Source organism: Xanthomonas bonasiae (assembly GCF_014836395.1).
GTDB classification, from domain to species: Bacteria; Pseudomonadota; Gammaproteobacteria; order Xanthomonadales; family Xanthomonadaceae; genus Xanthomonas_A; species Xanthomonas_A bonasiae.
The window spans coordinates 1-15,876 of sequence record NZ_JACSQX010000026.1; the positions used below are offsets into that span (position 1 = coordinate 1).

Below are 15,876 nucleotides of genomic sequence, written 5' to 3' on the forward strand. Positions count from 1 at the left end.
TCGGCGATCTTCTTGGAGGAGGTCTCGATGCCGCTCATCGTGGTGACGACCTGGCCGACCACGTCGCCGCCCTGCGAGGCGACCGCGGCGGCGCCGACCGCAAGCTGGTTGGCCTGGCGTGCGTGCTCGGCGTTCTGCTTGACGGTCGAGGTCAACTCTTCCATCGAGGCGGCGGTCTCTTCCAGGCTAGCGGCCTGCTGCTCGGTGCGGCGCGACAGGTCGTCGTTGCCGGCGGCGATCTCGGTGGTCGCGGTGTTGATGCTCAGCGCCGCGGTCTGGATGCGGCCGACGATGTCGGCCAGCTGGTCGGCGGTGGCATTGGCGTCGTCGCGCATGGTCGCGAACACGCCGTGGAACTCGCCCTGCATGCGCACGCTCAGGTCGCCGGCGGCGATGGCCTGCAGCAGCGTGGACAACTGCCCCAGGTTGTGGTCGCTGACCTCCATCATCGCGTTGAGGTCCTGCACCATCAGCCGGAAGTCGTGCTGGAAATGCGTCGCATCGCCGCGGGCGCTGAAGTCGCCGGCGGCGGCCGCCGCGGCCAGGCGCTTGATCTCGGTGTTGATCGCCAGCAGGCTGGCCTTGGCCGCGTCCATCGATTCGTGCAGCACCGCGCGGCTGCCGGGCAGGCGCCGCGCATCGCGATGCAGGTCGCCGTTGGCGTATTCGTTGAGCACCGCGATCGCGTCGACGATCGCGTCCAGGTGCTCGAACATCATCGTGTTGATGCTTTTGCTGAGCTCGCCGTACACGCCGGGGAAGTCCTGCGGCATGCGGTGCGACATGTCCTTGTCGGCGTGCAGCACCGCCATCTTCGCGGTCTCGCTGGAGAAGCGTTCCAGCATCTGGATCATCTCGCCGGTGGCGCGCAGCATCTGCCCGGTCTCGTCGCGTCCGGGATTGTCGATGCGCACGCTCAGGTCGCCGCGGGACACCGCGCGGATCGCCTGCAGCGTGCGCGACACCGGCACCAGCACCGAACTGCCGATCAGCCAGTTGATGCCGAAGGTGATCAGCACCAGCACGCCGCCGGCCACGGTCATCACGCCGGTGAACAGCAGCGCCTGCGCCTGCACGTCGTCCATGTACACGCCGGTGCCGATCACCCAGTTCCAGGGCTTGAACGGCGCGTTGTAGGACACCTTCTCGACCGGCTTGTCGTTGCCCGGCTTGGGCCACAGGTAGTCCACATAGCCGCCGCCGGCCGCGGCCGCCGCGGCGAACTGGCGGAAGATCGGCTTGCCGTCAGCGCTGAGCACGTTGCCGATGTCCTTGCCGACCAGGTCGTGGCGGGTCGGGTGCATCAGCATGGTCGGACGCATGTCGTGCACGTAGAAATAGTCCACGCCGTCGCGGGCGCGCATCGACTCCAGCGTGGCCAGCGCGGTGCGCTGCGCCTCGTCCAGCGGCATCTGCCCGCCCTCCACCTTGGCCGCGTAGGCCTGGACCACGCCGATCGCCAGTTCGATCTGGCTCTTCAACGCCTGCTCACGGGTGTTGCGGATATCCACGTACTGCATGCGCGCGGCGAGGATCGCCAGCAGCACGATGCCGCTGCCGAGCAGCAGGGTTTGCCAGACGAACTTGCGACGCAGCGGCAGATCCGACAGGCGAGCGACGAGCGACGGATACGACATTGGATGGACACCTTCGAGTGGTTCTCGAAGGCTTTAACGGCGCGGCGGTAACAAAATTGAGACAAACCCGCGCGGGCCCGGCCGAGCCGCCGTGGCCGGGACCGGGGGTGGCCGACAAAAAAATCCCCGGCGCGGGGCCGGGGATCGGGACGTGCCTGAAGGCCGCGACTGCCGGCGCCTCAGAACTCCTGCCAGTCCGAATCGGCCAGGGCCGGTACGGACTTCTTGCTGCCGGTGGCCAGCGCCGGCTTGCCCGACGGCACCGCGACCGGCTTCTTCGCCACCGTGCGGATCGAGTGCACCTGCGCATGGCGCGGTGCTGGCGCGCTGGCCGGCGACTGTTCCACGCGGAAGATCGAGACGGCCTCGGTCAGCTGCCCGGCCTGTTCTTCCATCGAGCGTGCGGCAGCCGTGGCTTCCTCGACCAGCGCGGCGTTCTGCTGGGTGGTCTCGTCCATCTGGGTGACGGTCTGGTTGACCTGCTCGATGCCGGACGACTGCTCCTGCGAGGCGGCCGCGATCTCGCTCATGATGTCGGTGACGCGCTGCACCGAGGACACGATCTCGCTCATGGTCTGGCCGGCCTGGCGCACCAGCGCCGAGCCGTTGGCGACCTGGCTGACCGAGGCGTCGATCAGGCCCTTGATCTCCTTGGCCGCATTGGCCGAGCGCTGGGCTAGGGTGCGCACTTCGCTGGCGACCACCGCGAAACCGCGGCCCTGTTCGCCGGCACGCGCCGCTTCCACCGCGGCATTGAGCGCCAGGATGTTGGTCTGGAAGGCGATGCCGTCGATGACCGAGATGATGTCGGCGATCTTCTTCGACGACGTCTCGATGCCGCTCATCGTGGTCACCACCTGGCCGACCACGGCGCCGCCCTGCGAGGCGACGGACGCGGCGCCGACCGCGAGCTGGTTGGCCTGGCGCGCATGCTCGGCGTTCTGCTTGACCGTGGAGGTCAGTTCTTCCATCGACGCGGCGGTTTCTTCCAGGTTCGCCGCCTGCTGTTCGGTGCGGCGCGACAGGTCATCGTTGCCGGCGGCGATCTCGCCGGCGGCGGCGTTGATGCTGATCGCAGCGGTCTGGATGCGGCCGACGATGGCGGCGAGCTGCTCGGCGGTGGCGTTGGCGTCGTCGCGCATGGTCGCGAACACGCCGTCGAACTCGCCGTGCATGCGCGCGGTCAGGTCGCCCTGCGACAGCGCGGTCAGCAGCTTGGAGACTTCGCCGATGCTGTCGCCGTTGGCCTGCAGCAGGCCGTTGAGCTGCTGCGCCAGCTGCAGGAAGAAGCCCTGCTTGCCGTCGGTGGCCACGCGCCCGGACAGGTCGCCGGCGGCGGCGGCCTGCACGATCTTGGCCACTTCTTCTTCGACCTGGGCCTCGACGGTGCGGTCGCGCGATTCGCAGACGAAGCCGACATGGCTGCCGTGCGCGTCGCGGATGCTGGAGACGATCTGGGCGATGCGGGCATGGCCGTAGGCCATCTCGCGTTCGGCCACGCCATGCTTCTCGATCGCGGCCACGGTGCGGGTGTCGATCTGGTTGCCGTATTCCAGCACCGACAGCGAGGAACCGACCAGCGGCATGCTCGAATCGAACGCGGGAGCGACCTTGCGGATCTGGTCGGCGTACTTGTCGACGATGCCCTGCATCGACGGGTTCGCATAGACGATGGCGTAGTCCAGGTCGGCGATGAACATGCCGGTGGAGGAGTTGTCCAGCGCGGTGCGGATGCGCAGGTTCTCGGACGCCACGGCCGCGTCGCGCTCGGTGCGCTCGCGCAGGTCCTGCTGCATGCGCTTGAGCGCCTGCATCAGTTCGCCGATCTCGTCCTGGCCGCTGGCGTCGATGTGCCCGTCGAGCTTGCCTGCGGCGACTTCATTGGCGATCTTGACCGCGCCGCGCACGTTGGTGGCCAGCATGCGCCCGAACAGCCAGGCCAGGCCCACCGCGCCGGCGACGCCGATCAGCAGGCAGACCAGCAGGGTGGCCGAGGCCTTGCCGTAGGTGTTGGCTGCGGCGTTCGCGGCGACCTCGGCTTGGCGATTGTTCTCCGCGATCAGGTCGATCACGTCGGCCACGACCTTGTTGTGCAGGGTGCGCGTCTCGCTGGTGAAGGTGTCGATCGCATCGTCGTGCAGCTCCAGCTGCAGCATCTCGTCGACCGATTTGTACGAGTCGCCGGCTTTTTTCCAGTCGGCGACGGTGCGTTTGTAGATCTCGCGTTCCTTTTCGCTGCCGATCATCGGCGGGTACTTGGCCAGGATATCGTCCAACTGCTTGCCCAGCGCAACCTTGCGCGCCTCCGATTCCTTCTTCAGTGCATCGCTGCTGCGGATCAGGCTCTGGTAGGCCGCATTGCGGTATTCGCCGAGGATGCCGCGCATCTCGCCGCCGGTGCGCACGCTGGGCACCACCTGTTTGGAAACGCCGTCGGCCACGCCGTTGAGCGAGTGCAGGCCGTTGTAGGCCGCCAATCCCTGCACCAACATGATGGCGAGTACGAGACCGAACGCCAGCATCAGCTTCGGCATCAACTTGAGATTCTTTATCCACTGCATGAACGCATTTCCCCTTGGTTCGACGACGGCGGCGAAGCACCAAAAAAACAAAAGCGCCGCCATGCCGGAAGCGCGAGGGCTCCGGCGCGGCGACGCTTCGTCTTACTTGATCGTGGCCAGCTTCAGGCTGGACGGCGCGCTGACCTGGATCTCGGCGCGCGAGCTGTCGCGTTCGATCTTGCCGATCACGCACACGTCCTTGCCTTCCAGGGTTTCCGGCGCGAAGCCGAACTTGCCGCGGTCGGCGCCGGCGATGCGCGCGGAGAAGGTGTGGCGCGGGAACATGCCGCCCATGTACAGGAAGGTCGGCTCGCCTTCGGAGTTCTGCGCGTACTTGGCCTTCTCGACCTTGCCGCAGACCATGCCGTCCTTGCCGACGAAGCGGGCCGCCATCTCCGGCGGGATCATCTGCTGCGACTGGGCGAAGGCGCTCGGGCTGGCGGCAAGCAGCAGGACCAGCAGCAGGGGAAAGCTCGGCTTCATCGGGGGAAACTCCTTTAGGGGTGGGCGAAAGAGGTCGGCCCAGGTGCTTGATCGGGCCACCTATCAGCTATCGGCGTGGTAACGACGAACTTGACCGGCGCAAGTGATAAGCAGTTCGCATTTCCGAAAGAAAAAACCCGCCGATGGACGGCGGGTCGGGAATTGCGTGCGGAACCGCGGCGCGGCCGCGGCTCGAGCCGGCTCAGGCGGCTTCGTCGACGTGCGCGTGCTGGCTCAGGTCGGCGCTGTCGAGCAGGGTCTCGATGTCCAGCAGGATCAGCATCTTGTCGTCCTGGGTGCCGATGCCGGAGATGAAGCGGGTGTCCACCGCGGCGCCGAATTCGGGCGTCGGCCGGATCTGGTCCTCGTTCAACGGGATCACGTCGGAGACGCTGTCCACGACGATGCCGACCACGCGGTCCTCGACGTTGAGCACGATCATCACGGTGAAGGCGTCGTAGCGGGCTTCCTTCAGGCGCAGCTTCAGGCGCAGGTCGATCACCGGCACGATGGTGCCGCGCAGGTTGATCACGCCCTTGATGTACTCCGGGGCGTCCGGCACCCGGGTGACCGAGTCGTAGCCACGGATTTCCTGCACCTTCAGGATGTCGACGCCGTAATGCTCTTCGCCGAGGGTGAAGCTGAGGAATTCGCCGCCGGTGGCGCCGGAGGCAGAGGTGTTCTTGTCGTTCATCGTGTGCTCCTGGTGCGCACGGATTGCGGAGGGATGGCGGGAAGCGGGAAATGCGGCTCTTGCACTAGATCGGCGTGGTGGGGCAGAACTTTAGCGGTCCCTGTAACCGTCCTGGCCGGCCTGATGCATCCGAGACAGACATATAGAAAGCGTTGCCTGCAGGAGCGGCTTCAGCCGCGACCTGGACTTTCCTGGTAGCGCCCCGGTCGCGGCTGAAGCCGCTCCTGCAGGATGCGTGGTGCATGGTCGAGGCGCCGTTCAGGACAGCACGCCGCTCTTGCGCGCGCTGCGCTGGCGCTCGATGCGGAAGATGTAGCGCTGGATCGCCGCGTCGGCGCCGCGCGGCAGGTCGGCGAAGCGCAGCCCCACCCGCAGCGTGTCCTGGCCGTTGGCCAGCTTGTGCGGGTACATGTTGCAGACCTGCAGGGTCAGCTTGATGGCGTCGGCGTCGGGCAACTGCAGCACGCAGCGCGGGTAGCTTTGGCGCTGTTCCGGTACAGGCTGGCCGGGGACCAGCGCCACCGCCAGGCCGCCGCCGCTGATGTCGATGACCCGCAGCACCAGTTCGGTGGGCGGGCTGGCATCGTCCAGCCGCAGTACGCACATCGGCGATTCGGTGATCGGCGTCTCCAGGCGGAAGTGCTCGCGGCGCTGCAGGTAGTACAGCGAATCGGGCAGCGGCGCGCGAAAGCCGGGCGTGCCGTCGCTGTCGACCCGTTCCAGGTCGGCGATGCGGAAGCGCAGGCGCACCTTGTCCAGCTGTGCGAAACACAGCAGGTACTCGGCGTGCTCGGCGGAGCGGTTGCTGGCCTCGTTGACGCTCAGGTCCAGCAGCAGGCTGTGCTCGTCCAGTTCCAGCAGCGCGGTCGAGAACGACTGGTCGCGGCCGCCCAGATGCGCACTGATCTGCGAGCGCTGGTTGATCAGCGACTGCAGCAGCTGCCGGATCTGGCGCGGGTTGGTCAGCAGGAAGCGGTCGTCCTGTTCCGTCGCCTCGTGCGGAGACGGTTCGGGGGAGTCGCTGGGAATGCCTTCGGCCATGGGTGGGCAATGCGATCGTGGATGGGGCGGGGCGGCGCATTCCGCCCGTCCCACGATGCTATCGGCCGTGACCGGCTTTTTTGTAGCCTGGATGCAATGTGGCGATGTTTCCCGCGGCGCCGGCCGGCGGGCGCTGGTCCAGTGTGAAGGAGGCGACCGCACGCGCCAGCTCGCCGGCCTGGCTTTCCATCGAACGCGCACTGGCGGTGGCTTCCTCGACCAGCGCGGCGTTCTGCTGGGTGGCCTCGTCCATCTGGGTGACGGTCTGGTTGACCTGCTCGATGCCGGCGTACTGCTCCTGCGAGGCCGAGGAGATCTCGCTCATGATGTCGGTGACGCGCTGCACCGAGGACACGATCTCCTGCATGGTGCGGCCGGCGCGGTCGACCAGCGCCGAGCCTTCGCTGACGCGCGCGACCGATTCGTCGATCAGGCCCTTGATCTCCTTGGCCGCGCCGGCCGAGCGCTGGGCGAGGGTGCGCACCTCGCTGGCGACCACGGCGAAGCCGCGGCCCTGTTCGCCGGCCCGCGCCGCTTCCACCGCGGCGTTGAGGGCCAGGATGTTGGTCTGGAAGGCGATGCCGTCGATGACGCTGATGATGTCGGCGATCTTCTTGGACGAGGTCTCGATGCCGCTCATGGTGGTGACCACCTGACCGACCACGTCGCCGCCCTGGGTGGCGACGGAGGCGGCGCCGACCGCGAGCTGGTTGGCCTGGCGCGCGTGTTCGGCGTTCTGCTTCACGGTGGAGGTCAGTTCTTCCATCGAGGCGGCGGTCTCTTCCAGGCTGGCGGCCTGTTGCTCGGTACGCCGCGACAGGTCGTCGTTGCCGGCCGCGATCTCGCTGGCGGCGGTATTGATCGCATCCGAAGCGCCCTGGATCTGCCGCACGATGGTCGCCAGTTGCTCGGCGGTGGTGTTGGCGTGGTCCTTCATGTTGGCGTAGACGCCCTGCAGGTCGGCGTCGATGCGGGTGGACAGGTCGCCTTCGGACAGCGCCTGCAGCATGTGCTGGATATGCCCCAGGCCGGAGGCGCTGGCTTCCAGCAGGGCATTGATCTGTTCGGCCAGCTGCAGCAAGAAGCCCTGCTTGTTGTCCAGGCGCACGCGTCCGCCCAGGTCGCCAGCCACCGCACCACGCACGATGCCGGCGATTTCCTCTTCCACGCTCACCTCGTCGGTGCGGTCGGCCCATTCGACGACGAAACCGAGGCGATTGCCGTCGCCGTCGATCACCGGATTGACGATCAGGCGCATGGTGCGGCCGCCGACGCGGATCTGCGCGCGGTAGGTGGTCTTCAGTTCGGCCAGCAGGCGCGCCTGGTGTTCGGGGTGGCGATGGAATACGTCGATGGTGTTGCCGATCAGCTTCTGCACGTCGAAGTGCGGCAGGTCGCGGCGCAGGTCGTCCTGCACGTCGCCGAGCATCTTCACCAGCGGACGGTTGACGTAGACGATGCGCCGATCGGCGTCGGCGATCATCACGTTGGTGCTGACATCGTCCAGCGCGACGCGCACGCGCAGATTCTCCGCCGCCACCACGCGCTCGGTGCGCAGCCGTTCGCGCAGATCGTCGCGCATGCGGCGCATGCCGTGCAGCAGCCGGCCGACGTCGTCCTGGCCGTGGCCGACCTCGATATGGCTTTCCAGGCGCCCGGCGGTGATGTCGCCGACCACCTGCTCGATCACCGCCAGCGGCCGCGACACCATGCGCCGGGCCAGCACGAACACCAGCACCGCGCAGCCGACCAGCATCAACGCGGAGAACGCCAGGATGCTGCGCATCAAGGCCTGCAGCGGCGCCTCGATGGCGCTGCGCGGCTGCGCGCCGAGCAACACCCATTGCCACGGCCGGTAGGCCTGGGCGGTGACCAGGAACGACTCGGCCGCCGCATCTGCGGTCGCGTCGCGCTTGAGCCGCAGCGTGGCGCTGGCCTGCTTGCCCTCGAGCAAGGCCTGCAGCAACGGCTTGTCCGCCTCCACCACCAGCGCTTCCACGTTGGCGGCCTTGGAGACCGGGTGCGCGAGCAGTTGCCCGCGCCGCGCCGGGTGCATGTCCACGGCGATGAAGTGGCCGTCTTCGCCGATGCGCGTGCTGCGCAGGCGTTCCTGCAGCGCGGCCAGGCCCTGGGTGTAGTTGCGGCCGACGAACAGCGCGCCGACCAGGTTGCCCTGCGCGTCGTGCAGCGGCTGGTAATGGGTCATGTAGTCGTTGCCGAACAGATGCGCCGGCCCGGTGTAGGGCTTGTTCTGCAGCAGCAGCGCATAGGCGGGATGCGCATGGTCCAGCACGGTGCCGACCACGCGCGCGCCGGACTGGTCGTGCAGCGAGGTCGCGATCCGGACCAGGTCGTCGCCGCTGCGCACGAACACGGTCGCCACGCCGCCGCTGGCGTCGGCGAAATGGTCCACCGAGGCGAAATCCAGATTCAACACATGCGGCCCGAGCCGCAGCGTCGGCGTCTGCACGTCGCCGATCTGTACCGTCTTGGCCGGCTCCAGTTGCGCCGCGCCGGCGGGCAGCATGGTCGCGAACATCTGCCCCATCCGATCGGTTTCCTCGCTCAGCACCCGGTCGTACATCGCCACCGACTGATTCATCAGCGTGGTGGCCGACTCGATTTCCTTGCGTACCTGGGTCTCATGGCTGCTGGCGGACTGGCGGTAGATCAGGGTGGCCAGCAACACCAGCGCGGCGCTGACCGCGATGGTGAGCAGGGCCGACAGCTTGGTGTCGACCGAGAGGTGGCTGAATTTTTTCATGGCAACGCCTATGCGGACGAGATAGGGCGCCTATGTGAGCGGCGCGTGAAATCCTATCGGCGGCGATGACGAAAAATTGACCGAATAGTGGCCCGTTGCAGGCAGTTTTCCCTGCATTTCGGCCTGTCTCGAGACAGTTGGGGACATGATCGGGACATTCGCGAAGCCGGCAGGCTCCCCCCAGCCCCTGCGGCAACTACGTTTGCTATGGCGACGCATGCGCGTCGAAGCGATATGCGTCCCCGCGCTCCGGTGAGCGCGGGGTGTCGGTGTGCGGCTGGCCGGGCGGCTGCGCTGCGCGGGATCAGAACTCGCGCAACTCGGTGCCCGTGGCGACGGCGATCGGTGCGCTGCGCACTGCGGACAACGCGGCCGGCTTGCTGGCAGGGCGAGGCGCTGCGGCGGGATGCGCGCGCAGCGTGGCGGTCGTTGCCGCGTCGGACAGCTTGAACGCCGCGACCGCGTCGGCCAGCTGCCCGGCCTGTTCCTCCAGCGCCCGCGCCGATGCGCTGGCTTCCTCGACCAGCGCGGCGTTCTGCTGCGTGGCCTCGTCCATCTGGGTGACGGTCTGGTTGACCTGCTCGATCCCGGACGACTGTTCCTGCGAGGCGGCGGAGATCTCGCCCATGATGTCGGTGACGCGCTGCACCGAGGACACGATCTCGCTCATGGTCTGGCCGGCCTGGCGCACCAGCGCCGAGCCGTTGGCGACCTGGCCGACCGAGGCGTCGATCAGGCCCTTGATCTCCTTGGCGGCGGTGGCCGAACGCTGGGCGAGGGTGCGCACTTCGCTGGCGACCACGGCGAAGCCGCGGCCCTGTTCGCCGGCACGCGCCGCTTCCACCGCGGCATTCAAGGCGAGGATGTTGGTCTGGAAGGCGATGCCGTCGATGACGCTGATGATGTCGGCGATCTTCTTCGAGGAGGCCTCGATGCCGCTCATCGTGGTGACGACCTGGCCGACCACGTCGCCGCCCTGCGAGGCGACGGAGGCGGCGCCCACCGCGAGCTGGTTGGCCTGGCGCGCATATTCGGCATTCTGCTTGACCGTGGAAGTCAGTTCCTCCATCGAGGCGGCGGTTTCCTCCAGGCTGGCGGCCTGCTGCTCGGTGCGCCGCGACAGGTCGTCGTTGCCGGCGGCGATCTCGCCGGCGGCAGTATTGATCGCATCCGAGGCGCCCTGGATCTGGCGCACGATCGTTGCCAATTGGGTCGCGGTCGCGTTGGCGTCGTCGCGGATGCGGGCGAACACGCCATGCAGATCGCCGTCCATGCGCGCGGTGAGGTCGCCCTGCGACAGCGCCGACAGCAACTGCGAAATCCGCGCCAGGCCGTCGGCGTTGTTGTCCAGCAGCGTGTTGAGCTGCTGCGCCAGCAGCAGGTAGAAGCCCTGCTTGCCGTGCAGGCCGATGCGGCTGTCGAGGTCGCCGGCGGCGGCCGCCCGCACGATCTGGGTCACTTCCTCTTCCACCTGGATTTCGCCGGTACGGTCGGCCCACTCCACGACGAAGCCCTGGCGCTCGGACGCGCTGCTGACGATCGGGTTGATGATCAGGCGCATGGTGTGCCCGCCCACCCGGATCTGCGCGGTGTGGGTCTGCTGCAGCGCCGCCAGCAGCTTGGCCTGGTGCTCGGGCCGCTTGTGGAAGATGTCGATGTTGCGCCCCAGCAGGGCGTCCGCATCGAAGCCCGGAAGCTCGCGGCGCATGTCTTCCTGCGCCGCCGACAGCATCCGCGCCAGCGGCTTGTTGACGTAGACGATGTTGCGCTCGGCGTCGGCGATCATCACGTTGGCGGTGACGTTGTCCAGGGCGGTGCGGATGCGCAGACCCTCGCGCTGGATCTCCGCGTCCTGTTCGCGGCTGCTCAGCAACTGCTCGCTGGCCACCACCAGGGTATGGGCGATCGAGCCTTCCGGCAGGGTCAGGCCGCGGATCGAGGCCGGCAGCGGTTGCTGGCGGGCCATGGCGCGCGCCAGCAGCGCCAGGTCGCGCGGGTCGTGGCCGACGTCCAGCAATTGCTTGCGCATCTGCACCGCCATCGCCACCAGGATCCCGGCTTCGGCCACCACATAGCCGGCATGGGTGGCCAGGATGCCGATCCCGGCGTCGGCCGCGAATGCCTGCAGCGGCAGGCCGCGATGCTGCAGCCAGAAGAACAGCACGTGGTGGACGGCGATGGCGGCGGAGGCGACCACGATCGGCCGCCAGTCGCGGTAGTACAGCAGCAATGCGATCAGCACGATCACGCCGAAGTGGACTTCGGCCATGCCGCCGGCCTGCTGGATCAGCACGGCGGCCAGCACCATCAGGCCCAGCGCCACGGTGCAGCGGCTGAGCAGCGTGCCGGGATAGAGCTTCACCTGCAGGGCGATGATCGCCAGGGTCGGCAGCGTCACCGCCAGCCATGGCGTCCACACGTCCTGGCGCCAGGCGGCGGCGAGGCTGACGATGGCGGTGAACGCGGCCACCGCCAGGAACAGGCGGTCGGCCTCCGCAGCCAGTTTCTGCAGATAGACGTAGCGCTCGTTGCCTACGAGAAAGCTTCCCTGGGTGGTGGCGGCGCTCATGCGGATGATTCCTTTGGGCATGCACAGTGGGTGAGAAGGATCAGCGGCGTCGCATTGCTGGCCGCGAGCAGGCGCGGCAGCAATGACGCGGCGGGAATGGCGGCGCCGCAGCCCTCGATGTGCGAAGGGCCGGCGTAGACCAGGCGACCGTCGGCAGCGAGCACGATCAGCGGGTAGGGCAGCGCCTCGGGCGCCGGCCGGTCGCCCAGGTCGATGTTGAGCAGGCCCGGCGGCAAGGGCGCGGGTCCGCGAGGCGTGCAGCCGCATTCGGCCAGGCGCAACTGGAACGCCACGGCCTGGCCGCGCGGCGGCGTGGAGGACGCGAAGGCCTGCAATTGCCGGCGGATGGTGTCGGCGTTGGCGCCGGACGACGGCTTGGCGAGGTACGCCAGGCTGGCCGCCGACCACGCGGCCCAGACGGCGAGCAACAGCATGCCGACGGGCAATGGCGAGCGCCGGCGCGGACGATTCGCCTCGGCGATGGTGGCATCGTGCATGGGCCCCCCGATGGGCGCTGCGCCGACAATCACCGGCTCTTCACGTTATCGACGGGAACCCGGCTGGCTTTAGGCGATTGCCGATTCGGATGCCGGAAGCAGGGCAGGGCGCTTGCCCCAGGCCTTCGCCGCCGACCCGCCGTCGCCCGGGTGGCGACGCGGACCGCCTCGGCCGCGGGAACGCTCCACGGCCGGTGCGGGTCGGCGCAGGGGTCCGGCGCCGTTGGGCAGGGTGCGTTACGGCCCTGCCATCGCCGCGCTGCCGTGGCTGGCATACGCGGGCTGCGGCTTGCGTTCGGTCGCCGAGGCCGGCGCGTTTGCCGCTGCCTTGGTTGTCGCAGCGGAGCGGGACCGCGGCGATGGCGTGGCATGGGTCGGGTCGATCTTGAATAGCGCAACGGTCTCGGTGAGCTGGCCGGCCTGTTCTTCCATCGCGCGCGCCGCGGCGGCGGCTTCCTCGACCAGCGCGGCGTTCTGCTGCGTCGCCTCGTCCATTTGGGTCACGGTCTGGTTGACCTGTTCGATGCCGGCGTACTGCTGCTGCGAGGCGGCGGAGATCTCGCCCATGATGTCGGTGACGCGTTGCACCGAGGAGACGATCTCGCTCATGGTCTCACCGGCCTGGCGCACCAGGGTCGATCCGTTGGCGACCTGGCCGACCGAGTCGTCGATCAGGCGCTTGATTTCCTTGGCGGCGTTGGCCGAGCGCTGGGCGAGGCTGCGCACCTCGCTGGCGACCACCGCAAAACCGCGGCCCTGTTCGCCGGCGCGCGCCGCTTCCACCGCGGCGTTGAGCGCGAGGATATTGGTCTGGAAGGCGATGCCGTCGATCACCGAGATGATGTCGGCGATCTTCTTGGACGAGGCCTCGATCCCGCTCATCGTGCTCACCACCTGGCCGACCACGTCGCCGCCCTGTGCGGCGACCGACGCGGCGCCCACCGCCAGTTGGTTGGCCTGGCGCGCGGACTCGGCGTTCTGCTTGACCGTGGAGGTCAACTCTTCCATCGACGCGGCGGTTTCTTCCAGGCTGGCCGCCTGCTGCTCGGTGCGCCGCGACAGGTCGTCGTTGCCGGCGGCGATCTCGCTGGAGGCGCTGTCGATGCTCGATGCGGCGCTCTGGATGCGGCCGACGATGCCGGCGAGCTGCTCGGCGGTGGCGTTGGCGTCGTCGCGCATGGTCGCGAACACGCCGTTGAAGTCGCCGTGCATGCGTGCGGTCAGGTCGCCGGCGGCGATGGCCTGCAGCATCGCGGACAGCGCGTCGAGGTTGCCGTCGGCGGTGGCCATCAGCCGGTTGAGGCTGTCGACCATGGCGCGGAAGTCGTACTGGAAGCGTTCGGCGTTGCCACGCACGCTGAAGTCGCCGGCCGCGGCGGCGGCGGCGAGCTGGTTGATCTCGCGGTTCATCGCGGTCAGGTTCTGCTTGACCGTGTCCATGGTCGCGGTCAGCGCGGCTTTCTCGCCGGGCAGGCGCTCCATGTCCTCGCTGAGGTCGCCGATCGCGTAGCGGTCCATGATCTGCGCCAGGCGCAGGGTGACGGCGATATGCGCCGCGGCCAGCGCATTGCTGTCGCGGACCATGCGCCCGTAGTCGCCGGGAAAGGCGCTTTCGTCCATGCGGTAGCTGATCTGGCCGGCGTCGTGGCGCCGCGCCATCTCGACCTGCGCCGCCAGCACGCGCTGCAGTTGCTGCTGCATCTGTTGCATGTTTGCGAGCAACTGGCCGCTTTCGTCGCGGCTGGACACCGCGATCGCGGTATCCAGGCGGCCCTGCGCGATCTGCGCGGCGACGCTGGCGGCGTTGCGGACGTTGCGGGTCAGCACCGACAGGGTGTGGACGCACAAGGCGACGATGAGCAGCGTCAGCAGGCTCAACCCGGCGATCGTCCACCACATCGCGCTGCGCGCGTCGGCCAGGTGCCGTGCCGACTGCCGCTGCAGCGCTTGCAACGACGTCGCGCTCAGCGCTTGCAGCGCATGGCCCCAGGCGTCGAGCGCGCGGTTCCAGCGGCGGTCGGCATCGGGCGCGCCACTGTCCAGCGCGGCGGACAGTTGCTGCAAGGCGTCGTCGGCGTGGCCTGCTTCGGTCGCGACGGCGGCGGCCAGCGATGGATCCGGTTGCTCGAGCAGGCCCACCGCCTTTTCCATTTCGTTGCGCAGCCGGGCATGGTCGCGCGCGATCTGCGCGATCTGCTCGCGCAGCACCGGCGCATCCGCGCCGGCCTGCGACGGATCCGCCGCCGCATCCAGGCGGGTCAGCGCTTCGCTGGTATCCGGACCGTAGATCAGGCTGGCCACCACCAGGTGATAGCTCTCCACATACGGGGTATAGACCAGTTGGCTGTCGTCGCGCAGCGCATCGAGCGCAGCAGCGGCCTGTTCGCCGACCGCGCCGCTGTCGCCGCGTCCGTTTGCCAACGCCTGGCGCAAGCGCGCCAAGGCCTTGTCGCTGCTTTCGAAGCCGGGCAGCGCCGCAACGGTGCGCTGCAGATCGGCCAGGGACCGGTCCGCAGCGCGTGCCGCAGCGGCGGCGGCGGCGCCGGTTTCGACGCGTTCGGCCTGCAGCGCCGCCAGCAGCGACAGCATTTCGCGCAGCGGCGCATAGCTGCGCAGTTCGTTGCGGCTGATGCCGACGCTTTCGTTGAGCTTGTCGCTGTAGAGCAGGACCGGGATCGCCAGCCCGAGCAGGACGAGGATGCCGATGATGCTGAGCTTCCTGGCGATGGCGAGATCGTGCCAGGCACGCAAGACGCGCTGCGACCCGAGGGCGGAGCGGGGATGGCCGGCAGCGGCCTGGGGAACCTGTTGTGACATGAAAAGTCTCTGAGCGTCGTGGTGGCGACAGGTCAAGCAGCGCGCGATTGCGACTGAATGGCATCGTCTGCTTGCAGATACGGATCCGCGGCGCGCACGGATGCAGGCAGTGGGCAGCGCGATAGGGAATGCTTCATGGCGATCACTGCTTGCGGAAGCGGCTTGGTGTCGATGCAGTAACGGCGCGCGGGCTGGATTGTTGAAACGTGGCCGGCGTGCGAGTCAGCCGGCGATCGAGTTTGTCGCGTGGCTGTGAGCGCATGGTTACAGCGCCGTTGCATCGCCTGGCACTGGGCGTGGCGCTCGATCCGACACGGTGGGCCGATTCCGGGGCGGTGCCGTCACTGCCGGCGATCGGCGTGAGCTGCGCGGGAATCCAAGCGACCGCTGCAGAGCGCGAGTCTGGAGGCGCTCGCGCTGCGCGTGGCAGGCACAACGACGATCGCCATGCCGGAACGGCATGGCGATCGTGGGCATTCCGATGGCAGGGCTTTAGAACTCGTGCCAGCTGGTATCGGTAGCGGCGGCGCCAGCGCCGACCGCACGCTTGGGTGCGGCGCGCACGGTGCGGGTCGCTGCCGACACCTGTGCCTTGACCATTGCGGACACGGAAGGTGCGCTGATCGCCTGGCGCCGGCTCGCCGGTGCCGTCGTCGCCGGAGCATCGTCGATCTTGAACACCGCGACGGTTTCGGTGAGCTCGCGCGCCTGCTCTTCCATCGAGCGTGCCGCAGCGGTGGCTTCTTCCACCAGCGCAGCATTCTGCTGCGTCGCTTCGTCCATCTGGGTCACGGTCTGGTTGACCTGTTCGAT

General features: G+C 68.3%; 9 protein-coding genes and 1 pseudogene. All 10 read right to left on the minus strand.

Annotation, left to right across the window (positions count from 1 at the left end; all coding sequences use genetic code 11):
- Positions 1-1,637: cache domain-containing protein (locus H9658_RS22615; RefSeq protein ID WP_191827029.1), on the minus strand; the 1,637-nt coding region annotated here is incomplete at its 3' end.
- Positions 1,638-1,816: 179 nt separating this feature from the next.
- Positions 1,817-4,198, minus strand: coding sequence for a methyl-accepting chemotaxis protein (locus tag H9658_RS22620; protein ID WP_179564449.1), 2,382 nt, complete (start codon positions 4,196-4,198; stop codon positions 1,817-1,819).
- A gap of 102 nt (positions 4,199-4,300) precedes the next feature.
- Positions 4,301-4,681: a hypothetical protein gene (locus H9658_RS22625; protein ID WP_145700032.1), complete on the minus strand. Its 381-nt coding sequence runs from the start codon at positions 4,679-4,681 to the stop codon at positions 4,301-4,303.
- Positions 4,682-4,883: 202 nt separating this feature from the next.
- A complete protein-coding gene (locus H9658_RS22630) occupies positions 4,884-5,375 on the minus strand; it encodes a chemotaxis protein CheW (protein ID WP_145700030.1) in 492 nt (163 codons plus the stop codon).
- 258 nt (positions 5,376-5,633) lie between these two features.
- On the minus strand, positions 5,634-6,416 hold the full coding sequence (locus H9658_RS22635; protein WP_179564451.1) for a flagellar brake protein: 783 nt from the start codon (positions 6,414-6,416) through the stop codon (positions 5,634-5,636).
- 58 nt (positions 6,417-6,474) lie between these two features.
- Positions 6,475-9,180: a methyl-accepting chemotaxis protein gene (locus tag H9658_RS22640; RefSeq protein ID WP_191827030.1), complete on the minus strand. Its 2,706-nt coding sequence runs from the start codon at positions 9,178-9,180 to the stop codon at positions 6,475-6,477.
- 304 nt (positions 9,181-9,484) lie between these two features.
- Positions 9,485-11,749, minus strand: a complete 2,265-nt coding sequence (locus H9658_RS22645; protein ID WP_191827031.1) for a methyl-accepting chemotaxis protein — start codon at positions 11,747-11,749, stop codon at positions 9,485-9,487.
- On the minus strand, positions 11,746-12,246 hold the full coding sequence (locus tag H9658_RS22650; RefSeq protein WP_191827032.1) for a hypothetical protein: 501 nt from the start codon (positions 12,244-12,246) through the stop codon (positions 11,746-11,748). The genes H9658_RS22645 and H9658_RS22650 overlap by 4 nt, the downstream gene beginning before the upstream one ends.
- Positions 12,247-12,483: 237 nt before the next feature.
- Entirely contained in the window at positions 12,484-15,063 is a 2,580-nt protein-coding gene (locus H9658_RS22655) for a HAMP domain-containing methyl-accepting chemotaxis protein (protein ID WP_191827033.1), read from the minus strand.
- Positions 15,064-15,555: 492 nt separating this feature from the next.
- Positions 15,556-15,876 (minus strand): annotated as a pseudogene (locus H9658_RS22660) (methyl-accepting chemotaxis protein); the annotation flags it as partial.